The 24,291-nt window shown below is 59.2% G+C and carries 27 protein-coding genes; 13 read left to right on the plus strand and 14 right to left on the minus strand.

Going from position 1 to position 24,291, the window contains the following annotated elements; genetic code table 11:
• Positions 1–295 precede the first annotated feature (295 nt).
• Entirely contained in the window at positions 296–1,552 is a 1,257-nt protein-coding gene (gene icd / locus EIY72_RS10950) for an NADP-dependent isocitrate dehydrogenase (RefSeq protein WP_093223757.1), read from the plus strand.
• 75 nt (positions 1,553–1,627) lie between these two features.
• Here the strand turns inward: icd and cspD are convergent, their stop codons facing one another.
• A complete protein-coding gene (gene cspD / locus EIY72_RS10955; protein ID WP_093223754.1) occupies positions 1,628–1,882 on the minus strand; it encodes a cold shock domain-containing protein CspD in 255 nt (84 codons plus the stop codon).
• Positions 1,883–2,106: 224 nt separating this feature from the next.
• Between cspD and clpS the strand changes: the two genes are divergently transcribed.
• Together clpS and clpA are read left to right on the plus strand one after the other, a co-directional pair.
• Positions 2,107–2,469: an ATP-dependent Clp protease adapter ClpS gene (gene clpS, locus EIY72_RS10960; RefSeq protein WP_093223751.1), complete on the plus strand. Its 363-nt coding sequence runs from the start codon at positions 2,107–2,109 to the stop codon at positions 2,467–2,469.
• Between the two features lie 29 nt (positions 2,470–2,498).
• Positions 2,499–4,769 carry an ATP-dependent Clp protease ATP-binding subunit ClpA gene (clpA, locus tag EIY72_RS10965; RefSeq protein ID WP_093223748.1) on the plus strand — a complete coding sequence of 757 codons (2,271 nt, stop codon included), beginning with the start codon at positions 2,499–2,501 and terminating at the stop codon, positions 4,767–4,769.
• Between the two features lie 164 nt (positions 4,770–4,933).
• Here the strand turns inward: clpA and infA are convergent, their stop codons facing one another.
• The 4 genes from infA to trxB form a co-directional block, all read right to left on the minus strand.
• Positions 4,934–5,152, minus strand: coding sequence for a translation initiation factor IF-1 (infA, locus tag EIY72_RS10970; protein ID WP_002553999.1), 219 nt, complete (start codon positions 5,150–5,152; stop codon positions 4,934–4,936).
• A gap of 111 nt (positions 5,153–5,263) precedes the next feature.
• On the minus strand, positions 5,264–5,971 hold the full coding sequence (locus EIY72_RS10975) for an arginyltransferase (protein WP_093223745.1): 708 nt from the start codon (positions 5,969–5,971) through the stop codon (positions 5,264–5,266).
• Between the two features lie 57 nt (positions 5,972–6,028).
• Complete coding sequence (gene aat, locus EIY72_RS10980) at positions 6,029–6,709, minus strand: leucyl/phenylalanyl-tRNA--protein transferase (RefSeq protein WP_093223742.1); 681 nt, start codon at positions 6,707–6,709, stop codon at positions 6,029–6,031.
• Positions 6,710–6,770: 61 nt separating this feature from the next.
• Positions 6,771–7,730, minus strand: a complete 960-nt coding sequence (gene trxB, locus EIY72_RS10985; RefSeq protein ID WP_093223739.1) for a thioredoxin-disulfide reductase — start codon at positions 7,728–7,730, stop codon at positions 6,771–6,773.
• Positions 7,731–8,038: 308 nt separating this feature from the next.
• Between trxB and EIY72_RS10990 the strand changes: the two genes are divergently transcribed.
• From EIY72_RS10990 to cysG, 6 genes are all read left to right on the plus strand, one after another.
• Entirely contained in the window at positions 8,039–10,450 is a 2,412-nt protein-coding gene (locus tag EIY72_RS10990) for a DNA translocase FtsK (RefSeq protein WP_093223736.1), read from the plus strand.
• A 66-nt stretch (positions 10,451–10,516) separates the two neighbouring features.
• Positions 10,517–11,140: an outer membrane lipoprotein periplasmic chaperone LolA gene (gene lolA, locus EIY72_RS10995; protein WP_093223734.1), complete on the plus strand. Its 624-nt coding sequence runs from the start codon at positions 10,517–10,519 to the stop codon at positions 11,138–11,140.
• Positions 11,141–11,203: 63 nt separating this feature from the next.
• Complete coding sequence (locus tag EIY72_RS11000) at positions 11,204–12,526, plus strand: replication-associated recombination protein A (protein ID WP_093223732.1); 1,323 nt, start codon at positions 11,204–11,206, stop codon at positions 12,524–12,526.
• On the plus strand, positions 12,526–12,900 hold the full coding sequence (crcB, locus tag EIY72_RS11005; RefSeq protein WP_008049383.1) for a fluoride efflux transporter CrcB: 375 nt from the start codon (positions 12,526–12,528) through the stop codon (positions 12,898–12,900). The genes EIY72_RS11000 and crcB overlap by 1 nt, the downstream gene beginning before the upstream one ends.
• Before the next feature lie 15 nt (positions 12,901–12,915).
• Positions 12,916–14,196 carry a serine--tRNA ligase gene (gene serS / locus EIY72_RS11010; protein ID WP_093223730.1) on the plus strand — a complete coding sequence of 427 codons (1,281 nt, stop codon included), beginning with the start codon at positions 12,916–12,918 and terminating at the stop codon, positions 14,194–14,196.
• Positions 14,197–15,591, plus strand: coding sequence for a siroheme synthase CysG (gene cysG, locus EIY72_RS11015; RefSeq protein WP_093223727.1), 1,395 nt, complete (start codon positions 14,197–14,199; stop codon positions 15,589–15,591).
• Between the two features lie 126 nt (positions 15,592–15,717).
• Here the strand turns inward: cysG and EIY72_RS11020 are convergent, their stop codons facing one another.
• The 7 genes from EIY72_RS11020 to EIY72_RS11050 form a co-directional block, all read right to left on the minus strand.
• Positions 15,718–16,725 (minus strand): glutathione S-transferase family protein, encoded by a 1,008-nt coding sequence (locus EIY72_RS11020; protein ID WP_093223724.1) that lies wholly within the window; start codon positions 16,723–16,725, stop codon positions 15,718–15,720.
• 92 nt (positions 16,726–16,817) lie between these two features.
• Complete coding sequence (locus tag EIY72_RS11025) at positions 16,818–17,819, minus strand: glycosyl transferase family protein (protein WP_093223721.1); 1,002 nt, start codon at positions 17,817–17,819, stop codon at positions 16,818–16,820.
• Positions 17,816–18,151 carry a TusE/DsrC/DsvC family sulfur relay protein gene (locus EIY72_RS11030; RefSeq protein ID WP_093223717.1) on the minus strand — a complete coding sequence of 112 codons (336 nt, stop codon included), beginning with the start codon at positions 18,149–18,151 and terminating at the stop codon, positions 17,816–17,818. Before EIY72_RS11030 ends, EIY72_RS11025 begins: the two co-directional genes overlap by 4 nt.
• Positions 18,148–18,441 (minus strand): sulfurtransferase complex subunit TusB, encoded by a 294-nt coding sequence (gene tusB, locus EIY72_RS11035; RefSeq protein WP_093223710.1) that lies wholly within the window; start codon positions 18,439–18,441, stop codon positions 18,148–18,150. The genes EIY72_RS11030 and tusB overlap by 4 nt, the downstream gene beginning before the upstream one ends.
• A complete protein-coding gene (gene tusC / locus EIY72_RS11040; protein ID WP_093223707.1) occupies positions 18,441–18,803 on the minus strand; it encodes a sulfurtransferase complex subunit TusC in 363 nt (120 codons plus the stop codon). Before tusC ends, tusB begins: the two co-directional genes overlap by 1 nt.
• A 1-nt stretch (position 18,804) precedes the next feature.
• On the minus strand, positions 18,805–19,197 hold the full coding sequence (gene tusD / locus EIY72_RS11045) for a sulfurtransferase complex subunit TusD (RefSeq protein ID WP_093230637.1): 393 nt from the start codon (positions 19,195–19,197) through the stop codon (positions 18,805–18,807).
• A gap of 121 nt (positions 19,198–19,318) precedes the next feature.
• Complete coding sequence (locus EIY72_RS11050; protein WP_093223704.1) at positions 19,319–19,648, minus strand: DUF6388 family protein; 330 nt, start codon at positions 19,646–19,648, stop codon at positions 19,319–19,321.
• Positions 19,649–19,739: 91 nt separating this feature from the next.
• Here EIY72_RS11050 and EIY72_RS11055 point away from each other — a divergent pair, with 91 nt between their 5' ends.
• On the plus strand, positions 19,740–20,090 hold the full coding sequence (locus tag EIY72_RS11055) for a hypothetical protein (protein WP_093223701.1): 351 nt from the start codon (positions 19,740–19,742) through the stop codon (positions 20,088–20,090).
• Between the two features lie 103 nt (positions 20,091–20,193).
• On the opposite strand, the gene EIY72_RS11060 is transcribed toward EIY72_RS11055, so the two are convergent.
• Positions 20,194–20,619 (minus strand): GNAT family N-acetyltransferase, encoded by a 426-nt coding sequence (locus tag EIY72_RS11060; protein WP_093223699.1) that lies wholly within the window; start codon positions 20,617–20,619, stop codon positions 20,194–20,196.
• A 146-nt stretch (positions 20,620–20,765) separates the two neighbouring features.
• Between EIY72_RS11060 and EIY72_RS11065 the strand changes: the two genes are divergently transcribed.
• Positions 20,766–21,203 (plus strand): hemerythrin domain-containing protein, encoded by a 438-nt coding sequence (locus EIY72_RS11065; RefSeq protein ID WP_093223696.1) that lies wholly within the window; start codon positions 20,766–20,768, stop codon positions 21,201–21,203.
• An 88-nt stretch (positions 21,204–21,291) separates the two neighbouring features.
• On the plus strand, positions 21,292–21,879 hold the full coding sequence (locus tag EIY72_RS11070) for an NUDIX domain-containing protein (protein ID WP_093223694.1): 588 nt from the start codon (positions 21,292–21,294) through the stop codon (positions 21,877–21,879).
• A gap of 10 nt (positions 21,880–21,889) precedes the next feature.
• On the opposite strand, the gene EIY72_RS11075 is transcribed toward EIY72_RS11070, so the two are convergent.
• Entirely contained in the window at positions 21,890–22,402 is a 513-nt protein-coding gene (locus tag EIY72_RS11075; protein WP_093223691.1) for a methylated-DNA--[protein]-cysteine S-methyltransferase, read from the minus strand.
• Between the two features lie 136 nt (positions 22,403–22,538).
• Here EIY72_RS11075 and ggt point away from each other — a divergent pair, with 136 nt between their 5' ends.
• Positions 22,539–24,266, plus strand: coding sequence for a gamma-glutamyltransferase (ggt, locus tag EIY72_RS11080; protein ID WP_093223688.1), 1,728 nt, complete (start codon positions 22,539–22,541; stop codon positions 24,264–24,266).
• Positions 24,267–24,291 lie beyond the last annotated feature (25 nt).

Consider the following 24,291-nt stretch of genomic DNA (forward strand, 5'->3'; position numbering starts at 1 on the left):
GTTCAACCTGACGTGACCCTTTAGTCAGCGGCGGCATTATACATAGGTAGCTGGCAATCTGCCGATGGTTCATGCGTATCCATTCTCGTCCATTGGTCTAAAGGTCGCAGGGGCGAGCGGGGCGCAAGCTCGTTCGTCGTGCTTGAGTTTGGCACTTTTCCCTTTGCTTTCAGGCTTGTAGGTGGCGAGTTGCAGGGCTCGGCAGCAGATGGGTGGAACATAGGGTTTGCGCGCCGATTCAACTGGGTTACGCTCGAACCAAGCCAGATGTTCAATCCAATCAATGGAGTTCAGCATGGGTTACAAGAAGATTCAGGTTCCAGCCGTCGGCGAAAAAATCACCGTCAATGCAGACCATTCTCTCAATGTCCCTGATAACCCGATCATCCCCTTCATTGAAGGTGACGGTATTGGTGTCGATGTCAGTCCTGTGATGATCAAAGTGGTTGATGCTGCCGTAGCGAAAGCCTACGGGGGCAAGCGCAAGATTTCCTGGATGGAAGTCTATGCTGGCGAAAAAGCGACTCAGGTCTACGACCAGGACACCTGGCTGCCCCAGGAAACCCTGGACGCCGTGAAAGATTACGTCGTCTCCATCAAGGGCCCGCTGACCACGCCGGTCGGTGGCGGCATTCGCTCGCTGAACGTGGCCCTGCGCCAGCAGCTTGACCTGTATGTGTGCCTGCGTCCGGTGGTGTGGTTCGAAGGCGTGCCCAGCCCGGTGAAAAAGCCAGGCGACGTCGACATGGTGATCTTCCGCGAAAACTCCGAAGACATTTATGCCGGTATCGAATGGAAGGCTGGCTCCCCTGAGGCCACCAAGGTCATCAAGTTCCTCAAGGAAGAAATGGGTGTCACCAAGATCCGTTTCGACCAGGATTGCGGCATCGGTATCAAGCCGGTTTCCAAGGAAGGCACCAAGCGCCTGGTGCGCAAAGCCCTGCAATATGTAGTGGATAACGACCGCAAGTCGCTGACCATCGTGCACAAGGGCAACATCATGAAATTCACCGAAGGTGCCTTCAAGGACTGGGGCTATGAGGTGGCGAAGGAGGAGTTCGGCGCCGAGTTGCTCGATGGCGGCCCGTGGATGAAGTTCAAGAACCCGAAAACCGGCCGAGAAGTCATCGTCAAGGATGCCATCGCCGACGCCATGCTCCAGCAGATCCTGCTGCGTCCGGCTGAATACGACGTGATCGCCACCCTGAACCTCAACGGTGACTACCTCTCCGACGCCCTGGCGGCGGAAGTGGGCGGTATCGGTATCGCGCCAGGTGCCAACCTGTCTGACACCGTGGCCATGTTCGAAGCCACCCACGGCACTGCGCCGAAATACGCAGGCAAGGACCAGGTCAACCCGGGTTCGGTGATCCTGTCGGCGGAAATGATGCTTCGCCATCTGGGCTGGACCGAGGCGGCAGACTTGATCATCAAGGGTACCAATGGCGCAATCAAGGCCCGGACCGTGACCTATGACTTCGAGCGTCTTATGGAAGGTGCGAAGCTGGTGTCTTCTTCCGGTTTCGGTGATGCGTTGATCTCGCACATGTAATAAAGCGCAGGCAAACAAAAAACCGTCTGGCTCCTGAGTCAGACGGTTTTTTTATGACTGGATGAGGCTGCGGTTTCAGGCCTTGGCAGTTTCCGGTGCGATCTGTGTCGCATCTTTCGATTTATCGACAGGGTTGCCGATGTTGACGGCGTGCAGCCCTTTAGGCCCCTGGATAATGTCGAAAGCGACGGTCTGACCGGCTTTCAAGGTTTTATAACCTTCCATTTGAATGGCCGAGTAGTGGGCAAACAAATCTTCAGTCTTGCCGTCTTCGTTGATGAATCCGTAACCCTTGGCATTGTTGAACCACTTCACCTTGCCGACTGCCATACCCAACTCCCTCTGCAACAGACTCCATCACTGGAGTATCATCCAGTACATCCGCAGTCGAACCTGTAAATAAGATTGACTCCGCGGACCTTTTTTACCCACTGTGGGCTCTATTGGTTGTAACACCGTTTTGCCGATAGTCAAGCTGACCTAGCAGTTGTGCTTGAAAACGCTGGCAGCCGCCCCCACCAATGAATTTGAACAACTGACGAACCTTTCTTTCCATGCATGCAATCAGCCAGATTCGACTAACATTCAATCAGGATCGCCCTGATTTACACGACGACGATTCCGCAGGCGTTGCTGTTCAGGAAGCAAAGCCTGCATTGCAGGCGCCGCCGATGTACAAGGTGGTTTTGTTCAACGATGACTACACACCGATGGATTTCGTCGTCGAAGTGCTCGAGGTGTTTTTTAACCTGAATCGCGAGCTGGCGACCAAGGTCATGCTGGCCGTCCATACAGAAGGGCGGGCAGTATGTGGAGTGTTTACCCGCGACATCGCCGAGACGAAGGCCATGCAGGTCAACCAGTACGCCAGGGAAAGCCAGCATCCGCTACTCTGTGAAATCGAGAAGGACGGTTAACGCCGACCACTTGGGTATGAGGTGAAGCTATGTTAAACCGCGAGCTCGAAGTCACCCTCAATCTTGCCTTCAAGGAAGCCCGTTCGAAGCGTCATGAGTTCATGACCGTAGAGCATCTCCTGCTGGCCCTATTGGACAATGAGGCTGCCGCCACCGTTTTGCGTGCGTGCGGTGCAAACCTCGACAAACTCAAGCACGACCTGCAGGAGTTCATCGACTCCACCACGCCACTGATCCCCGTCCACGACGAAGATCGCGAAACCCAGCCGACCCTGGGCTTTCAGCGTGTCCTGCAACGTGCTGTGTTCCACGTACAGAGCTCGGGCAAACGTGAGGTGACCGGCGCCAACGTGCTGGTCGCGATCTTCAGTGAGCAAGAGAGTCAGGCAGTGTTCCTGCTGAAACAGCAGAGCGTTGCCCGCATTGATGTCGTCAACTATATCGCCCATGGCATCTCCAAGGTGCCCGGGCAAGGCGATCACTCTGAAGGTGAGCAAGATATGCAGGACGATGAGGGCGGTGAGTCTTCCTCTTCAGGCAATCCTCTGGATGCTTATGCCAGTAATCTCAACGAACTTGCGCGTCAGGGTCGAATTGATCCATTGGTAGGCCGTGAGCTGGAAGTCGAACGTGTCGCGCAGATTCTGGCGCGTCGTCGCAAGAACAATCCGTTGCTGGTCGGCGAGGCGGGCGTGGGTAAAACCGCGATTGCCGAAGGCCTGGCCAAGCGTATCGTCGACAATCAGGTACCGGACCTGCTGGCCAACAGCGTGGTCTACTCCCTTGATCTGGGCGCCTTGCTGGCGGGTACCAAATACCGCGGTGATTTCGAGAAGCGCTTCAAGGCGTTGCTCAATGAGCTGAAAAAACGTCCGCAAGCGATCCTGTTCATCGACGAGATTCACACCATCATCGGTGCGGGTGCTGCGTCCGGCGGCGTGATGGATGCCTCGAACCTGCTCAAGCCACTACTGTCTTCGGGCGATATCCGTTGCATCGGTTCGACCACGTTCCAGGAATTTCGCGGCATCTTCGAGAAGGACCGTGCCCTGGCTCGACGCTTCCAGAAGGTCGACGTCTCGGAGCCATCGGTGGAAGACACCGTCGGTATCCTGCGCGGGCTGAAAGGGCGTTTCGAGCAGCATCACAACATCGAGTACAGCGATGAAGCGTTGCGCGCAGCCGCCGAACTGGCTTCGCGTTACATCAATGACCGGCACATGCCGGACAAGGCCATCGATGTAATCGACGAGGCGGGCGCCTATCAGCGTCTGCAGCCGGCCGAAAAACGCGTAAAACGCATCGAAGTGCCTCAGGTCGAGGACATCGTGGCGAAAATCGCGCGAATTCCGCCGAAACACGTCACCAGTTCCGACAAGGAGCTGCTGCGTAACCTGGAGCGTGACCTCAAACTCACGGTATTCGGTCAGGATGCGGCAATCGACTCCCTGGCGACCGCGATCAAGCTGTCCCGTGCCGGCCTGAAATCCCCTGACAAGCCTGTCGGTTCGTTCCTGTTCGCAGGACCGACCGGTGTCGGTAAAACCGAAGCGGCACGGCAGTTGGCCAAGGCGCTGGGCGTCGAGCTGATTCGTTTCGACATGTCCGAATACATGGAACGCCACACCGTATCGCGTCTGATCGGTGCGCCTCCAGGTTATGTCGGGTTCGACCAGGGCGGTCTGCTGACCGAAGCCATCACCAAGCAGCCACACTGCGTGCTGTTGCTCGATGAAATCGAGAAGGCGCATCCGGAAGTCTTCAACCTGCTGTTGCAGGTGATGGACCACGGCACCCTGACCGACAACAACGGGCGCAAGGCGGATTTCCGTAACGTGATCGTCATCATGACGACCAACGCCGGTGCCGAAACGGCGGCGCGTGCTTCGATCGGTTTCACCTTCCAGGATCACTCTTCCGATGCAATGGAAGTGATCAAGAAGAGCTTCACGCCGGAGTTCCGCAACCGTCTGGACACCATCATCCAGTTTGGTCGCCTCAGTCATGAGGTTATCAAGAGCGTGGTGGACAAGTTCCTTACCGAACTTCAGGCGCAACTGGAAGACAAGCGCGTGTTGCTGGAAGTCACCGATGCGGCTCGCAGCTGGCTGGCCGAAGGTGGTTACGATGTGGCAATGGGTGCTCGTCCGATGGCTCGCTTGATCCAGGACAAGATCAAGCGTCCGCTGGCGGAGGAGATTCTCTTTGGTGAGCTGGCTGAGCATGGTGGTGTGGTGCACATCGACATCAAGGATGGCGAGCTGACCTTTGAGTTTGAGACTACGGCGGAGATGGCCTGACGGCTGTTGAAAGCGAAAGGCGCCTTCGGGCGCCTTTTTTGCTTTTTGGATTGAGTGTATATCCGTTACCGCAGAAACGGATATTCACTCCAAACCAACGAAACCAACAAACCGCAGACAAACAAAAACGCCCGGCATATGCCGGGCGTCTTGTATTGACCTGATTAACGAGCGCGGTAGGTAATGCGCCCTTTGCTCAAGTCATAGGGAGTCAGCTCGACGCGCACTTTGTCGCCGGTAAGAATACGGATGTAGTTCTTGCGCATCTTGCCGGAGATGTGCGCGGTTACGACGTGCCCATTTTCCAACTCCACACGAAACATGGTGTTGGGCAGGGTGTCGACGACAGTGCCTTCCATTTCGAAGCTGTCTTCTTTCGACATGCAGTAAAGCCCTCGGTGTCCAATGAATGGCCCGGTGCAACTGCGCCAGGCAAAAGCGGCGTGCATTGTGCCCGAAAAATGGGGTTTAAGCCAAGGGGTTTAGGGTTTGCTCTAATTCAGAACGACCCAGCGCTGGTTTATCAGCAGTTCAATGGGGCGATATTGAGTCTTGTAATTCATCTTTTTGCAGTTTTTGATCCAGTAGCCCAGGTAAACCGCCTCCAGGCCCAGGCGCCTGGCTTCGCTGATTTGCCAAAGGATCGCGAAACGCCCCAGGCTGCGGCGTTCTTCGGTGGGTTCGTAGAAGGTATAAACCGCCGACAGGCCATTGGGCAGCAGGTCGGTCACGGCGATGGCGAGCAGCCGTCCGTCGAGGCGGAATTCGTAGAAGCGGGAAAACGGCAGGTCGCGCACCAGAAAGGTCGAGAACTGGTCACGGCTCGGGGGGTACATGTCGCCATCGGCATGGCGCTGTTCGATGTAGCGTTGATAAAGATCGAAGTATTCTTCGTTGAAGCCGGGTTTGGCAGGGCGTACCTGCAAATCGGCATTGCGCTTGAAGATGCGCTTCTGTTGCCGATTGGGCATGAACTGGGCCACAGGGATGCGGGCAGGTACGCAGGCATTGCAATTCTGGCAATGCGGCCGGTAGAGATGGTCGCCACTGCGACGAAAACCCATCTCGGACAGATCTGCATAGACATGCACATCCATGGGCTGGCTAGGGTCCAGAAACAGGGTCGTGGCCTGTTCCTCGGGCAGATAACTGCAAGAGTGCGGCTGAGTGGCATAGAACTTCAAACGCGCCAACTCGGTCATGATCAGCCCTCGGGATAATGCTTTCGATTAATTGTAAGCCACGCGCGCAAAAGTCGCTCAGCAAACCCAAGTGGCAGAGTTAGATTCATCCAGGTGTCTGGCCAGATAGTTCGCAAACTCGCGACGAGGTATCGCTCGTGCGCCCAGGCTGTGCAGATGATCGGTTGGCATCTGGCAATCAATCAACACGAAGCCCGAGTCTTTCAGATGACGCACCAGCGTGGCAAAGCCGAATTTCGAGGCGTTGTCGGCGCGGCTGAACATCGACTCACCGAAAAACAACCGACCCATCGCCAGGCCATACAAGCCGCCGACCAGTTCGTCGCCGTCCCACACTTCCACTGAGTGCGCATGACCACGTCGGTGCAATTCGATATAGGCATCTTGCATCGCTTCGGTTATCCAGGTGCCGTCGGCGTATTCCCGAGGTGCGGCGCAGGCGCGGATGACGGCAGCGAAATCCTCGTCGAAGGAGACCTGATAGCGTTGCTGGCGAAGCAATTTATTCAGGCTGCGCGAGACGTGCAGTTCGTCGGGAAATAACACGGTGCGCGGATCGGGCGACCACCAGAGGATTGGCTGGCCTTCGGAAAACCACGGGAAGCAGCCATGGCGGTAGGCACTGACCAGGCGGTCAGCGGACAAGTCACCGCCGGCAGCCAGCAACCCGTTGGGTTCGCGCATGGCCTTTTCCAGTGGCGGAAAGGTCAGGGTGTTGCGTTGTAACCAAGTCAGCATGGCGTCCGGGCTTGCAGAAGAGGAGGGTAGGGCGGGTAATGACCCGCCCTGAAGTTTGCCTTCAAACGGCGGGAATGTCGTCGAGGTATTTTTCGGCGTCCAGTGCCGCCATGCAACCCGCCCCGGCTGAGGTGACCGCTTGGCGGTAGACGTGATCAGCCACGTCGCCTGCGGCGAATACGCCTGCAATCTCGGTGGCCGTTGCGTTGCCATCCCGGCCACCCTTGACCAGCAGATAGCCGTCGCGCATTTCCAGTTGACCGGTGAACAGGTCGGTATTGGGTTTGTGGCCGATCGCGATAAATACGCCGGTCAGCGGCAGTTCTCTGGTTTCGCCGGTTTGACTGTTGCGCAACCGGGCGCCGGTCACGCCGCTGGCATCGCCCAGGACTTCATCCAGATTTTCATTCCAGTGCAGGCGAACATTACCGTTCGCCGCCTTTTCGAAGAGTTTGTCCTGCAGGATTTTTTCCGCGCGCAATTTGTCGCGACGATGGATCAGGTGCACTTCTTTGGCAATATTGGCCAGGTACAACGCTTCTTCGACGGCTGTATTACCACCGCCCACCACGGCGACCACCTGATTGCGATAAAAGAAGCCATCGCAGGTCGCGCAGGCGGAAACTCCCTTGCCGGCAAAGGCTTCCTCCGAGGGCAGGCCCAGATATTGCGCCGAAGCACCGGTCGCAATAATCAAGGCGTCGCAGGTATAAGTTGCACCATCGCCGATCAATTCGAACGGGCGCTGTTGCAACTTGGCAGTATGGATATGGTCGTAAACAATCTCGGTGGCAAAGCGCTCGGCGTGTTTTTGCATGCGCTCCATCAAGACCGGGCCGGTGAGACCTTCGACATCGCCGGGCCAGTTGTCGACTTCGACTGTGGTGGTGAGCTGGCCACCTGCCTGTATGCCGGTAATGACAACGGGTTTGAGGTTGGCGCGGGCGGCATAAACGGCTGCGCTGTAACCGGCAGGGCCGGAACCCAGGATAATCAGACGGGAATGCTTCGCTTCGCTCATAAAAACACCTCATAAGCCTTTGTCACAAAAGAGAATGCATGCTCAAATTGAGCAGCATGCCATGTGCTGTTGACTATGCTACACCCGAGGGTTTGAAACATGGCGTCGTACGGACAAACCCGTACAATGCCCGGCGTGTTACATATATTCAGTGTGCGCCGTGTTTATAAAAGCCGGATGGCAGTGTTAAAAGTAGTCCCGGTTACGTGCGTTAACTTTTTTTTTACCTGCCTGTTTTGGCAGTTTTTTTGGCAGTTCTATACACATTCATCAGATGGACGCGCCCTTGGCGCAGGAAAAGAAGCGTTTTGAAGAAATCCACCGCAGCACCTAAACCAGCCGTCGTTCCACTCTGGCGCCAACAACTGCACTACCGGCTCAAGGAAGGTGCGTTGATCGCCATCGGTGCGTTGTGCCTGTTCCTGATGATGGCCTTGCTGACCTATGGCAAGGACGATCCGGGCTGGAGCCACAACAGCAAGATCGACGACGTGCAGAATTTCGGCGGGCCGGCAGGCTCCTACAGCGCCGATATCCTGTTCATGGTCCTGGGATACTTCGCCTATATCTTCCCGTTGCTGCTGGCGATCAAGGCTTACCAGATCTTCCGTCAGCGTCACGAACCCTGGCAGTGGAGCGGCTGGCTGTTCTCCTGGCGCCTGATCGGCCTGGTGTTCCTGGTGTTGTCTGGCGCGGCGCTGGCGCATATTCATTTTCATGCCGCGACCGGTCTCCCGGCCGGCGCGGGCGGGGCGCTGGGCGAAAGCCTGGGCGATTTGGCCAAGAACGCCCTGAACATCCAGGGCAGCACGCTGCTGTTCATCGCCTTGTTCCTGTTCGGCCTGACCGTATTCACCGACCTGTCTTGGTTCAAGGTCATGGACGTCACCGGTAAGATCACCCTCGATCTGTTCGAACTCTTCCAGGGCGCCGCCAATCGCTGGTGGTCGGCACGGACCGAGCGCAAACAACTGGTTGCCCAGTTGCGCGAAGTCGACGACCGCGTAGATGAGGTGGTCGCGCCGACAGTCACCGATAAGCGTGAGCAGGCCAAGGTCAAGGAGCGCCTGATCGAGCGCGAGCAGGCGTTGAGCAAACACATGTCCGAGCGGGAGAAACAGGTGCCGCCGGTGATTGCCCCGGCTCCGGTCAAGCCAGCGGCTCCAAGCAAACGTGTGGAAAAAGAGAAGCAGGCGCCTTTATTTGTCGACAGCGCGGTTGAAGGCACATTGCCGCCGATCTCGATCCTCGATCCCGCAGAGAAGAAACAACTCAATTACTCGCCGGAATCCCTGGCGGCCGTCGGCCACCTGCTGGAAATCAAGCTCAAGGAATTCGGCGTCGAAGTCACGGTGGACTCGATTCACCCAGGCCCGGTGATTACTCGTTACGAAATCCAGCCTGCGGCGGGTGTAAAAGTCAGCCGCATTGCCAACCTGGCCAAAGACCTGGCGCGTTCCCTGGCCGTCACCAGCGTCCGTGTGGTCGAGGTGATCCCGGGCAAGACTACGGTCGGTATCGAGATTCCCAACGAAGACCGGCAGATCGTGCGCTTCTCCGAGGTACTGTCGACCCCCGAGTACGATAACTTCAAATCGCCGGTCACACTGGCATTGGGGCATGACATCGGTGGCAAACCGGTCATCACCGACCTGGCGAAGATGCCGCACCTGCTGGTGGCCGGTACCACCGGTTCCGGTAAGTCGGTGGGTGTGAACGCGATGATCCTGTCGATCCTGTTCAAGTCCGGCCCGGAAGACGCCAAGCTGATCATGATCGACCCGAAAATGCTCGAGCTGTCGATCTACGAAGGCATTCCGCACCTGCTGTGCCCGGTGGTTACCGACATGAAGGACGCCGCCAACGCCCTGCGCTGGAGCGTTGCCGAGATGGAGCGCCGCTACAAATTGATGGCGAAGATGGGCGTGCGCAACCTGTCGGGCTTCAACGCCAAGGTCAAGGAAGCACAAGACGCCGGCGAGCCATTGAGCGATCCGCTGTACAAGCGCGAAAGCATTCATGACGAGGCACCGCTGCTGAGCAAGCTGCCGACCATCGTTGTGGTGGTGGACGAATTTGCCGACATGATGATGATCGTCGGCAAGAAGGTCGAAGAGCTGATTGCGCGGATTGCGCAGAAAGCCCGTGCCGCCGGTATTCACCTGATCCTGGCGACCCAGCGACCTTCGGTGGACGTGATCACCGGTCTGATCAAGGCCAACATCCCGACCCGCATGGCGTTCCAGGTGTCGAGCAAGATCGACTCGCGGACCATCATCGACCAGGGCGGTGCCGAGCAGTTGCTGGGTCACGGTGACATGCTCTACATGCCGCCGGGCACCAGCCTGCCGATTCGCGTGCATGGCGCGTTTGTTTCCGACGATGAAGTTCACCGCGTGGTGGAAGCCTGGAAACTGCGTGGCGCGCCGGAATACAACGACGACATCCTCAATGGCGTCGAAGAAGCTGGCAGCGGTTTCGAAGGCAGCAGTGGTGGCGGTGACGGCGATGATCCGGAAGCCGACGCGCTGTACGACGAGGCGGTGCAGTTCGTGCTGGAAAGCCGCCGTGCGTCCATTTCCGCAGTTCAGCGCAAGCTGAAAATTGGCTATAACCGCGCCGCCCGCATGATCGAAGCCATGGAAATGGCCGGGGTCGTGACGTCCATGAACACCAACGGTTCGCGTGAAGTCCTGGCCCCGGGCCCGGTGCGCGACTGACCTGATATTGAACGGCAGGTGCCTTGAGGCACCTGTCGAATTCCCACGAATGTTATGAGGACTCCCATGCGTTTGATCCGCATGCTGTTGCTGCCGGTACTGGCTTTGACCACGCTCTCGGCCCACGCCGATGACAAGGATGTGGCACGCCTGACCCAACTGCTGGAAAAATCCCAGACCTTGTCGGCGCGTTTCTCCCAACTGACCCTTGATGGTACCGGCACCCAGTTGCAGGAAACCGCCGGCGACATGTCGCTGCAACGCCCCGGCCTGTTCTACTGGCACACCGATGCGCCGGCCGAACAGACCATGGTCTCCGACGGCAAGAAAGTCACCCTGTGGGACCCGGACCTGGAACAGGCGACTATCAAGAATCTCGATCAGCGCCTGACCCAGACCCCGGCATTGTTGTTGTCGGGTGACGTATCCAAGATCAGCCAGAGCTTCGACATCAGCGCGAAAGAGGCCGGCGGCGTGATTGATTTCACCTTGAAGCCGAAGACCAAGGACACCCTGTTTGACAGCCTGCGCCTGTCGTTCCGCAACGGCCTGGTGAACGACATGCAGTTGATCGACAGCGTCGGTCAGCGCACCAATATCCTGTTCACCGGTGTGAAGGCCAACGAACCGATCCCTGCGTCCAAGTTCAAGTTCGACATCCCTAAAGGTGCGGACGTCATCCAAGAATAAAACGCAGAAACCCTGTAGGAGCGAGCTCCTACAGGATCGACATCAGAGGTTTAACACTACGTCATGGATCTGTTTCGCAGCGCCCCCATCGCCCAACCTCTGGCTGCACGCTTGCGCGCAACCAACCTGGACGAGTACGTCGGTCAGGAGCACGTGCTCGCTCGCGGCAAGCCCTTGCGCGAAGCGCTGGAGCAGGGTGCGCTGCATTCGATGATTTTCTGGGGGCCGCCGGGTGTGGGCAAGACCACCCTCGCGCGTTTGCTCGCGGAAGTCTCGGATGCGCACTTCGAAACGGTGTCGGCGGTACTGGCTGGCGTCAAGGAGATCCGCCAGGCGGTGGAAATCGCCAAGCAGCAGGCCGGGCAGTACGGCAAGCGCACCATCCTGTTCGTCGACGAAGTGCATCGCTTCAACAAGTCGCAACAGGACGCCTTCCTGCCCTACGTCGAAGACGGCACGCTGATTTTCATCGGCGCGACCACCGAAAACCCGTCGTTCGAACTCAACAACGCCTTGCTCTCCCGGGCCCGGGTCTACGTGCTGAAAAGCCTCGATGAGGCGGCCCTGCGCAAACTGGTGCATCGCGCACTCACTGAGGAGCGTGGGCTGGGCAAGCGCAATCTGACGTTGAGCGATGAAGGTTTCCAGATGCTGCTCTCTGCAGCCGATGGCGATGGCCGGCGCTTGCTCAATCTGCTGGAAAACGCTTCGGACCTTGCCGAAGACAACAGCGAGATGGGCATTGACCTCCTGCAAAGCCTGCTCGGCGATACCCGTCGGCGATTCGACAAGGGCGGCGAAGCCTTTTACGACCAGATTTCTGCGCTGCACAAGTCCGTGCGTGGTTCCAACCCGGACGGCGCGCTGTACTGGTTTGCGCGGATGATCGACGGCGGCTGCGATCCGTTGTACCTGGCCCGACGTGTCGTGCGCATGGCCAGCGAAGACATCGGCAATGCCGACCCGCGTGCCCTGAGCCTGTGCCTGGCAGCGTGGGAAGTGCAAGAGCGCCTGGGCAGCCCGGAAGGCGAACTGGCGGTTGCGCAAGCCATCACCTATCTGGCTTGCGCGCCGAAGAGCAACGCCGTGTACATGGGCTTCAAAACGGCGTTGCGCGCCGCCGCCGAACACGGCTCGTTGGAGGTGCCCCTGCATTTGCGTAATGCACCGACCAAGCTGATGAAGCAATTGGGATATGGCGACGAATACCGCTATGCCCACGATGAACCCGATGCCTACGCCGCCGGGGAAGATTATTTCCCGGAAGAACTGCAACCGATCCCGTTCTATCAGCCCGTGCCCCGTGGCCTGGAGCTGAAAATCGGCGAAAAGCTCAATCACCTGGCAAAACTCGATCGATTAAGCCCTCGGCAGCGGAGAAAATAGTGCTTCCACTGATAGTTGCTGTCTCAGTCGGCGGGATGGCCGGCACCTTGCTGCGCTTTGCTACCGGCAACTGGATCAACGCTAATTGGCCGCGGCACTTCTATACCGCGACGCTGGCCGTTAATATCGTGGGCTGTTTGCTGATCGGCGTTCTATACGGCCTGTTTTTGATACGCCCGGAGGTGCCCATCGAGGTGCGCGCCGGGTTGATGGTCGGCTTCCTCGGGGGGCTGACGACTTTTTCATCCTTTTCACTGGATACGGTGCGCCTGCTGGAAAGCGGGCAGGTGCCGCTGGCCCTGGGCTATGCGGCACTCAGCGTATTCGGCGGGCTGCTCGCCACCTGGGCCGGCCTGTCCCTGACCAAACTTTGATAACGAGAAACCGACATGCTCGACTCCAAACTGTTACGTAGCAACCTTCAGGACGTAGCGGACCGCCTGGCATCCCGTGGCTTTGTGCTGGATGTTGCGCGCATCGAAGCGCTGGAAGAACAGCGCAAGACCGTCCAGACCCGCACCGAAGCACTGCAGGCTGAGCGTAACGCGCGTTCCAAATCCATCGGTCAGGCCAAGCAGCGCGGCGAAGATATCGCGCCGCTGATGGCGGATGTCGAGCGCATGGCGGGCGAATTGAGCGCCGGCAAGGTCGAACTGGACGCGATCCAGACCGAACTGGACTCGATCCTGCTCGGTATCCCGAACCTGCCGCACGAATCGGTACCGGTGGGCGAAGATGAAGACGGCAACGTTGAAGTGCGCCGCTGGGGCACGCCGACGGCCTTCGATTTCCCGGTCCAGGACCACGTCGCCCTGGGCGAGAAGTTCGGCTGGCTGGATTTTGAAACCGCCGCCAAGCTGTCCGGCGCACGTTTCGCCCTGCTGCGCGGCCCGATTGCCCGTCTGCATCGCGCCCTGGCGCAATTCATGATCAACCTGCACGTGACCGAGCACGGCTACGAAGAGGCGTACACGCCTTATCTGGTCCAGGCGCCGGCGTTGCAAGGCACCGGTCAGTTGCCAAAGTTCGAAGAAGACCTGTTCAAGATCGCCCGCGAAGGCGAAGCCGATCTGTACCTGATCCCGACCGCTGAAGTGTCGCTGACCAACATCGTTGCCGGCGAAATCGTCGACGCCAAGCAACTGCCGATCAAGTTCGTCGCCCACACCCCGTGCTTCCGCAGCGAAGCCGGTGCATCGGGTCGCGACACCCGCGGCATGATCCGTCAGCACCAGTTCGACAAGGTTGAAATGGTGCAGATCGTCGAGCCATCGCAGTCGATGGAAGCGCTGGAAGGCCTGACCGCCAACGCCGAGAAAGTCCTGCAACTGCTGGGCCTGCCTTACCGCACCCTGGCGCTGTGCACCGGCGACATGGGCTTCAGCGCAGTCAAGACTTACGACCTGGAAGTGTGGATTCCAAGCCAGGACAAATACCGCGAAATCTCCTCGTGCTCCAACTGCGGCGACTTCCAGGCCCGTCGTATGCAAGCGCGTTTCCGCAACCCGGAAACCGGCAAGCCGGAGCTGGTGCACACCCTCAACGGTTCCGGCCTGGCGGTCGGTCGTACCCTGGTCGCGGTGCTGGAAAACTACCAGCAGGCCGACGGTTCTATCCGTGTTCCGGACGTTCTGAAGCCGTACATGGGTGGCCTTGAGGTCATCGGCTAAATGAAATATCTGCCGCTGTTTCACAACCTTCGCGGCAGTCGTGTGTTGGTCGTCGGTGGGGGGGAGATTGCCTTGCGCAAATCCCGCCTGCTGGCCGATGCCGGTGCGCTGCTGCGGGTGGTTGCACCTGAAATCGAAACGCAATTGCGCGAACTGGTGGCCGGCAGCGGCGGCGAATGCCTGCTGCGTGGTTATGCCGAAGGGGATCTGGACGGATGCGGGCTGATCATTGCCGCCACCGACGATGAAGCCTTGAACGCGCAAGTCTCCGCCGATGCTCATCGGCGGTGTGTACCGGTCAATGTGGTGGACGCACCAGCCCTGTGCAGCGTGATCTTCCCGGCCATTGTCGACCGTTCGCCACTGATCATTGCGGTGTCCAGCGGCGGCGATGCGCCGGTGCTGGCCCGGCTGATTCGCGCCAAGATCGAAACCTGGATTCCTTCGAGCTTCGGTCATCTGGCCGGTTTGGCCGCGCGTTTTCGTGATCAGGTTAAAGGCCTGTTTCCCGACGTGCAGCAGCGCCGCGCGTTCTGGGAGGACGTGTTCCAGGGACCGATTGCCGATCGGCAACTGGCCGGGCAGGGCGCCGAGGCCGAGCGTCTGCTGCAGGCGAAGATCGACGGTGAAGCGACGGTGGCCACCGGTGAGGTGTATCTGGTGGGCGCAGGGCCGGGGGATCCGGATCTGCTGACCTTCCGCGCCTTGCGCCTGATGCAGCAAGCGGACGTGGTGCTGTATGACCGCTTGGTCGCCCCGGCGATTCTCGAGCTGTGCCGTCGTGATGCCGAACGCATCTATGTCGGCAAGCGTCGCGCCGATCACGCCGTGCCGCAGGATCAGATCAACCAGCAATTGGTGGAGCTGGCCAGGCAGGGCAAGCGGGTGGTGCGCTTGAAAGGCGGTGATCCGTTCATCTTCGGTCGCGGCGGTGAAGAGATCGAAGAGCTGGCGGCCCACGGCATCCCGTTCCAGGTCGTGCCGGGTATCACCGCAGCCAGCGGTTGCGCGGCCTATGCCGGGATTCCGTTGACCCATCGTGACTATGCGCAGTCCGTGCGTTTCGTTACCGGGCATTTGAAGGATGGTTCGACTGATCTGCCCTGGGCCGATCTGGTCGCGCCGGCGCAGACCCTGGTGTTCTACATGGGCCTGGTCGGCTTGCCGATCATCTGTGAGCAATTGATCAAGCACGGCCGTGCGGCTGATACCCCGGCGGCGTTGATTCAGCAGGGCACCACGGTCAATCAGCGGGTGTTTACCGGGACCCTGGCCGATTTGCCACGCTTGGTGGCGGAGCATGAAGTGCATGCGCCGACCCTGGTGATCGTTGGTGAAGTGGTGCAATTGCGCGAGAAGCTGGCGTGGTTTGAAGGGGCTCAGGGTCAGCTTTAAGGACTGAGTCGTCCCATTCGCGTGCAAGCGCTCCCACATTTAGCCGTGCTCCTAAGTGAGTACTCGGTCAAATGTGGGAGCGAGCTTGCTCGCGAAGAGGCCCTTATAATCGCTGCGATTTTCGGATCAGCTCCGATGCGTGCGCCAAACCCCTTTCCCACTCAGCCGCTCGCGATCATGCGGCGCATTGAAGTCCTGCGCCGGACCTTTCGGCACGATGCCGGTCGGATTGATGGTCCGGTGGCTGGCGTAGTAATGGTGCTTGATGTGGGTGAAATCGACTGTCTCGGCGATGCCCGGCCACTGATAAATCTCACGCAACCAGTTCGACAGGTTCGGGTAATCGGCAATCCGCCGCAGGTTGCATTTGAAGTGACCGTAATACACCGCATCGAAGCGAATCAGCGTGGTAAACAGGCGGATATCCGCTTCGGTGAGGTACTCGCCGGCCAGGTACCGGTTGGCACTCAGCAGCGATTCCAGCCGATCCAGTTCAGCGAATACATCATCGAACGCTTCTTCATAGGCTTGCTGCGAGGTGGCAAATCCGGCGCGATACACGCCGTTGTTCACCGCCGGATAAATCCGCTCGTTCAGTGCATCGATCTCGCCGCGCAGGGGCTCGGGGTAGAAATCCAGATCGTTGCCGGTTAGGTCATCGAAAGCGCCATTGAACATGCGGATGATTTCCGCTGATTCATTGTTGACGATGCGTTGCTGTTGTTTGTCCCACAGCACCGGCACGGTGACGCGGCCAGTGTAGTCGGCGGTATCGGCGGTGTAGCGCTGGTGCATGAAGTCGAGATGATCGAGCTTGTCGCCGGTCGAGCCCAGTGTCTGGTCGAAGGTCCAGCCGTTTTCCAGCATCAGCCAACTGACCACCGACACATCGATCAGCTTTTCCAGGCCCTTGAGTTTGCGCAGGATCAGCGTGCGATGGGCCCACGGACAGGCGAGGGACACATAGAGGTGATAGCGCCCGGCTTCGGCGGCAAAGCCACCGAAGCCGCTCGGCCCGGGCTCGCCGTTGCGAGTGACCCAGTTGCGACGTTGCGCCTGTTCGCGCTGGAACGCGCCGTCCTTGCTGCTTTCGTACCACTTGTCCTGCCAGCGGCCATCGACGAGTAAACCCATGTCCAAGACTCCAGTAGTTCATAAACCGTTGGAGTCGAGTCTATTCCGATGAGTTCGAACAAAAAGCGCAAAGATCGGGCGTGAATGATCGGTTAAATCGATTTGTCGCGGTTGGTCCAGTATTGCCCGGCATTGGCGAACGCCTGTTCGCGGCTCTGTCCCAGGCCTCTCAGGGCCAGGGCCATGGTCGAAATCAGGGCCATCTGCGGGTAGCTGTCGACGACTTCGCCGCGCCATACCGCTTTCAAGTGCTCAGGATTCAACGAGGCGGGTTTGACGTGGCGCTGTGCCGACAATTGCGGCCATTCTTCGTCCCAGCTCGCGCCACCGGTCGTCCCGTACAAGTGGCTGTCGGCGTCCGGATTGATCTCGATTTCGCCGCCATCGCCCTTGATCACGATGGCGGTATCACCGAGCAGACCACTGGCATCGCGATGCACGGCCTGATAACCCGGGTGGAAAATGCTTTGCAGCCCGCAGCGTGCACCCAGCGGATTGAGAATCCGCGTCAGGGAGTGGATCGGCGAACGCAGGCCGAGGGTGTTGCGCAGGTCGATCATCCTTTGCAACTGCGGTGCCCAGTCCACCAGCGGCATGAAGGCCAGGCCGGCCGTGTCGAGCGCGGCACTGACTTGCTGCCAATCGCGGCACAGCGGGATGTTCAATTCACCCAGCAGTTGCTCGCTGTACAAGCGGCCGGCGGTATGGGCGCCGGCGCCGTGCATGAAAATCCGCACACCGTTCTGCGCCAGGCATTTGGCCGCCAACAGGTACCACGGCAAATGGCGTTTCTTGCCGGCATAGGTCGGCCAATCGAGGTCCACCGCCAGTGCCGGCGGGTTCAGGCGTTCGCGCAAGGCTTCAGTGAAACCGGCCATTTCCTCGGCGCTTTCTTCCTTGTGCCGCAATAGCATCAGGAATGCGCCGAGTTGAGTCGGTTCGACCGCTTCGTCGAGGATCATGCCCATGGCTTCGCGGGCCTCGGCGCGGCTAAGGTCGCGGGCGCCGCGTTTGCCTTTGCCGAGAATCCGCACAAATTGGGCGAACGGGTGCTCGGCAGGCGTTTCGAGGATCAGCGCAGGATAATCGGTCATAGACAATTCGTCGGTTTGGGCAGGCCCGCCAGTTTCGCGGCGAGTTTGGCGGGGGTGCCTTTGAACAGTCGGTTCAGGTGCAGGCTGTTGCCTTTCTCCGGGCCGAGTTTCAGTGCGGTGTACTTGATCAGCGGGCGGGTGGCCGGTGACAGCTGGAACTCCGCGTAAAAACTGCGCAGCAGTTCGAGGACTTCCCAGTGTTCGGCGGTCAACTCGATGTCTTCAGCGGCTGCCAGGGCGCTGGCCACGTCGTTGGACCAGTCGCTCAGATCGACGAGGAAACCGTCCTTGTCCAGTTCGATGGCGCGGGTGCCGACGGTCAATGCATTCATAACCAGCTGTTGACCTTGTCGTGATGAATCGACAGCTCGACGAATGCCGGATAGTCGATGGCGCAAGCCCAGTCAGGCACCTCAATGCCACGGGCTTCGGCGTCTTCGACTAGAACGTAGATGCTCAGCCGGCGAGCGCTCAATGCGGTGAACGGCACGGTTCCCGGTTGCAGGGCATAGGCGGCGTCACCGGACAGCAGCAAGGCATCGTCGTTGCCGAGGATGCGCAGGCAACTGGTCAGGCGTTCATCGCCGAACGGAGAATGAGACAACACATGCAAGGTCGACATCAGAGGGTGATCACCTGGTCGTAACGGTCAATAAGGGCGGTGATGTCCGCGCTGGCCAATACCCGGGCTTCTTCGAGTGCCAGGGCGTGAGGGTCGAGGCCGCGCTGTGCGATACTCTCACCGCAGGCAAACAGTTCCTCGACGCCGAACATCGGCAGTGCCTGCAGGTTCGCGCTCAGGTCTTTCTGTTGCAGGGCCTTGGCGTTCTGGCGGGCGGCGAGCTGGAACACACCGTCATCGAGAAACAGCAGGCCAATCGGCAAATCGAAGGCGCCACCGGCCAGGACGATGTCCAGGGCTTCGCGCGCACCCGGCCCGGACCATGGCGCCTGACGGCTGATAATGAGCAAGGACTTGGCCATCTCAAGCGCCTCCGAAGCAGATCAAGCGGTCGGCATCCTGGATCGCATCATGCAACTGGCCGAGCCCGGACAGTTCCCATGGCGCATCGACGGCCACTGCGTCGCGTTGATAGCGTTTGGCTTCTTCGGCGTTCAACACACCCCGGCGCAGAGCGGCGGCGATGCAGACCACGCCATCGAGTTGGTGGTCGCTGACAAAGGACCTCCACTGTTTAGGCAAGTCCAGTTCGTCCTGGGGCGTGACCACGCTGGCGGCCGCGTTGTAGACGCCGTCCTGGTAGAAAAACAACCGGACGATCTCATGCCCGCCCGCCAGCACCGCCTGGGCGAACAGCAGGGCGCGGCGCGAGGAGGGCGCATGGGCGGCGGAATACACGGCGATGGCGAACTTCATGGCGGACTCGATCAGTAAAACTGCGGCCATGATAATGCTTTCTTGGCGTGTGATGTTGTCTGGACTGGCCCTATCGCGAGCAAGCTCGCTCCCACAGGTTTCATGGCTGCTCAAAGATAGGTCACGGCTCTATGCCATACAGATCGCAATATTCCAGCCAGTCCATCCCGGCCATCTCCGCCACTTCACGATGGACCTCAAGGCGTTGCGCCTCGTAGTCCTGGGTTGTGGCAGCGGTCAGTTGCAAGGTCAGTTCCCAGGCAAACAAACCCTGGCGCTCGGCTTCTGCCTCGAAGGCTTCATGCAGGCGTTCGTCGCGATACTGCGCTGCGGTTTCACCCTTGGCCTGGGCCAGCAACGGGTTGAGGTGGTCGAGTTCGTGGCGCAATTCCGGTCGTTCATCGAGAAAACGTTTCAGCGCCTGTTCATGTTGCAGTTCGCTTGCCGCCATGGTCGTTCCTTCGCTGGGTTTGTTTCAGTAAAGCAGAACGACAGGCCTTGCCACAGTGGTAAAGTCCGCTTTTTCCTGATGAGTGACTGCAATGCGAATTCTGATGGTGGCGCTGGCCGTTACCCTGTTGGCGGGATGCGCGGGCTCGGCAATGAACGATGCTCGCACCAAGGCCCCGTACAAAACCCTGAACTCGTCCAAACCGGCCAAGGATGTCGCCCAGTGCGTGCAGTTCTCCTGGCAGGACGAGGCGGTGTTCGGTGTCGACGCCGCGGCGTATCTGGAACCTGGTGAGAAGGGCGTTACCACCGTTTACACGCGCTCGGCTGAGTCTTTCGTCGACGTGACCACCGATGCCTCGGGGACGGTGCTGAGCTACTACGCCCAGCAGGACGATTTCGTGGCCAAGCGCCGCTTGGCGGCGCTGGCGACTTGCCTGTGATCTGAGGTGTGTGCGAGCTTGCTCGCGAATGCGCTGTTTCAGCCAATGCATTTATCGACTGACACTGCGTCATCGCGAGCAAGCTCGCTCCCACATGGGTGAGTCAGTTGCTCAGCCGCTTCTGAAAGAAATAGTGCTTTTGCCCCGGCGGGTAATCGGCAATGTGCCCGATCTCGCTGTACCCGCACTTCTTGTAGAACTCAGGCGCCTGGAACTCAAAAGTATCCAGCCAGAGCCCCACGCATTCACGTTCCCGCGCCAGATCCTCGGCCATTTGCATCAGCTTCGACCCCATGCCTTGTCCCCGGGCCTGTTCCGGTACCACCAGCAGGTCGATGTAAAGCCACCGGTAAAACAGTCGTCCATGCAGACCACCGATGATGTCGTCGTTGTCGTCGCGGATCATCAAGGCGAAATGTTCCGGCACGTTGCCATCGGCCTTGGAGGCGTTGTAGGCGCGCAACGGTTTGAGAATGGCCTGGCGTTGTTCTTCCGTGGGTTTTTCAGTCAGCTCGATTCGCAGGTTCATGACGATATCCTTATGGCATGGAGCGCAGAGCCTATCCTGCCCGGGACCATTGAGCCATCCCCGAAAAACTTGAACCCCTGCCAATGCGCAGCTGTCACTCATAAAGACGCGTCACTTGCGAACGCGACCGATGAGGACAGCACGCCGTGAATATTTTTGAAGCCCTGCGCGAAAGCCACGATCGCCAACGCACCTATGCCAAGGCGCTGATCCACACCAGTGGCGACACGCCGGAGCGGGTCGAAGCCTACAAGCAGCTCAAGTCCGAATTGCAGGCACACGAAACGGCTGAGGAACGCTACTTCTACATCCCGTTGATGGAGTTCGACAATGGCGTCGACCTCAGCCGTCATGCCATCGCCGAACACCATGAGATGGATGAAATGATGGAGGAACTGGACGGGACCGAGATGTCCAGCCCGGCCTGGCTCGCGACGGCGAAAAAGCTCTCGGAAAAGGTTCACCATCACATCAAGGAGGAGGAGCAGAAATTCTTCCAGATGGCCGGCAAGCTGCTCGACGACAAACAGAAGGAGTCGCTGGCGGGACAATACGAGAAGGAGTACAAGGCGCAGCTTTCTTGAAGTGGCTTTATTGAGACAAGAGCTGCCGGGACATCCTGTTTTCACCTAACATGCCGACCTCCGTGGAAAACGAACAGGATGGGCGGTCATGTCGAACACAGCCGAACGGGTCAACATCATCGAGTCCGAGGTGTTGTCCCACGACTGGTATCTGCTGCGTAAAATCTCTTTCGATTACCTGCGCAACAACGGCGAGTGGCAACGCCAGACGCGGGAGGTCTACGACCGTGGAAATGGCGCCTGCATTCTGTTGTACAACCGCGAGAAACGCACGGTGGTGTTGACTCGACAGTTTCGCTTGCCAGTGTTCGTCAATGGCCATGATGGCCTGTTGATCGAAGTGGCGGCGGGGCTGCTGGAGGGCGCCGCGCCCGAGGATCGCATCCGCGATGAGGCCGAAGAAGAAACGGGTTATCGCGTGCATGACGTACGCAAGGTGTTCGAGGCGTACATGAGCCCGGGTTCGGTGACGGAAAAGTTGCACTTTTTCATCGCTGAATACGATGCGTCGTCCAGGGTCAGCGAGGGCGGCGGTCTGGAGTCGGAAACCGAGGAGTTGGAAGTGCTCGAGTGGCGTTTCGATGACGCGCTCGACGCGTTTTATCGCGGCGAGATCTGTGATGCCAAGACCATCATGCTGTTGCAGTACGCCGCGATGAAAAACCTCTTCGACTAAGCCAGCACGATCAGAAGCCCGGTAGCCGTGCATTACCGGGCCTGTGTGCGCCCTCAAGATCAAGCAACAACGCCTTCGCCTCAAGTCCTCCGGCGAACCCGGTCAGCTTGCCCGACGCACCGATCACCCGATGACAGGGTGCAACAATCGAAATCGGGTTCTTGCCGTTGGCCGCGCCCACCGCTCTGACGGCAGTCGGGTGGCCGATCTGCTCGGCGATCTGGCTGTAACTGCGGGTCTCGCCGAACGGAATGGTCAACAGCGCCGCCCAGACCTTCTTCTGAAACGCGGTCCCGGCAAAGTCCAGGTCCAGGTCAAAGCGATCGCGGGTTCCGCAAAAATACTCGCGCAGTTGTTGCGCCGTGCGAACCAGCACCGGATTGTCCGGCGCTTCATTCATCGGCCCCAGCCGTACCCGGCCAGGTTTATCGTTTTCCCAGAGGATGGCCGCCAGACGCGAGCCGTTCGCCACCAGCTTCAATTCGCCGACGGGTGTGGCCAGGGTGATGCAGGTGTAGGTCATGCCGGCGCTCGATTGAAATTGCTGAACAGGCGTTAAGGATACTGCGGGGAAGGGGAGGCGCAATACGTAATTGCGACCATACTTTCGTACGGCTTTTGAAGCGTTTTCCCACTTGATAACAAGAAGAGACCGAATCATGAAGTACGAACCTTTTGCCAAATCGCTGCTAGCGACTTCGTTGGCGCTGAGTTGCCTGACTGCCCACGCCGCCTCCGTGGCCCCGGCTACCGGGGAAAACGGCATGGTGGTCACTGCCCAACACCTGGCCAGCCACGTTGGCGTCGATGTGCTCAAGAACGGTGGCAACGCGGTGGATGCTGCGGTCGCCGTGGGCTATGCACTGGCAGTGGTTTACCCCGCGGCAGGTAACCTTGGCGGCGGCGGTTTCATGACCATCCAGCTGGCGGACGGGCGCAAGACCTTCCTCGACTTCCGCGAAAAAGCACCGCTGGCCGCGACTGCCAACATGTACCTGGACAAGGATGGCAACGTCGTCCCGGACCTGAGTACTCGCGGGCATCTGGCCGTTGGCGTGCCCGGCACGGTCTCGGGCATGGAGCTGGCGCTGTCCAAGTACGGCACCAAGCCGCGCAAGGAAGTCATCGCCCCGGCGATCAAACTGGCCGAAGACGGCTTTGAACTGGAGCAGGGCGACGTCGACCTGCTGGACTACGCCACCGACGTGTTCAAGAAGGACATGAAGGACAGCGGCTCGATTTTCCTCAGCAACGGCGAGCCAATGCAGGTCGGGCAAAAACTGGTGCAAAAGGACCTGGCCAAGACCCTGCGGGAAATTTCCGAGAAAGGCGCCGACGGCTTCTATAAAGGCTGGGTTGCCGACGCCATCGTCACCTCCAGCCAGGCCAACAAGGGCATCATCACCCAGGCCGACCTCGACAAGTACAAGACCCGCGAGCTGGCGCCGATCGAGTGTGACTACCGCGGCTACCATGTGGTCTCGGCACCGCCACCGAGTTCCGGCGGCGTGGTCATTTGCCAGATCATGAACATCCTCGAAGGCTACCCGATGAAGGACCTGGGTTATCACTCGGCCCAGGGCATGCACTATCAGATCGAGGCCATGCGTCACGCTTATGTGGACCGCAACAGCTACCTGGGCGACCCGGACTTCGTGAAGAACCCGATTGCCCACCTGCTGGATAAAAATTACGCGACCAAACTGCGTGAAGCGATCAACCCGCAAAAAGCCGCGAAATCCAGTGACCTGAAACCCGGCGTAGCGCCCCATGAAGGCAACAACACCACCCATTACTCCATCGTCGACAAATGGGGCAACGCGGTGTCGGTGACCTACACCCTCAACGACTGGTTCGGTGCCGGTGTCATGGCGAGCAAGACCGGGGTGATCCTCAACGATGAGATGGACGACTTCACCTCGAAAGTCGGTGTGCCGAATATGTACGGCCTGGTCCAGGGCGAAGCCAACGCCATCGCCCCGGGCAAGGCACCGCTGTCATCCATGAGCCCGACCATCGTCACCAAGGACGGCAAGGTGGTGATGGTGGTGGGCACGCCCGGGGGCAGCCGCATCATCACCGCGACCTTGCTGACCATGCTCAACGTGATCGACTACGGCATGAACATCCAGGAAGCGGTCGATGCGCCGCGGTTCCACCAGCAATGGCTGCCGGAGGAAACCAACCTCGAAGCCTTCACCACCAGCCCGGACACGGTGAAAATTCTCGAAAGCTGGGGCCACAAGTTTGCCGGTCCGCAGGACGCCAACCACCTGGCGGCGATCCTCGTGGGTGCACCGTCACTGGGTGGCAAACCGGTCGGCAAAAACCGCTTCTACGGAGCCAACGATCCACGGCGCAACACCGGCTTGTCGCTGGGTTACTGAGGGTTGTGTTTGCAAGGGGGCGGGC

The organism is Pseudomonas vancouverensis (assembly GCF_004348895.1).
GTDB classification, from domain to species: Bacteria; Pseudomonadota; Gammaproteobacteria; order Pseudomonadales; family Pseudomonadaceae; genus Aquipseudomonas; species Aquipseudomonas vancouverensis.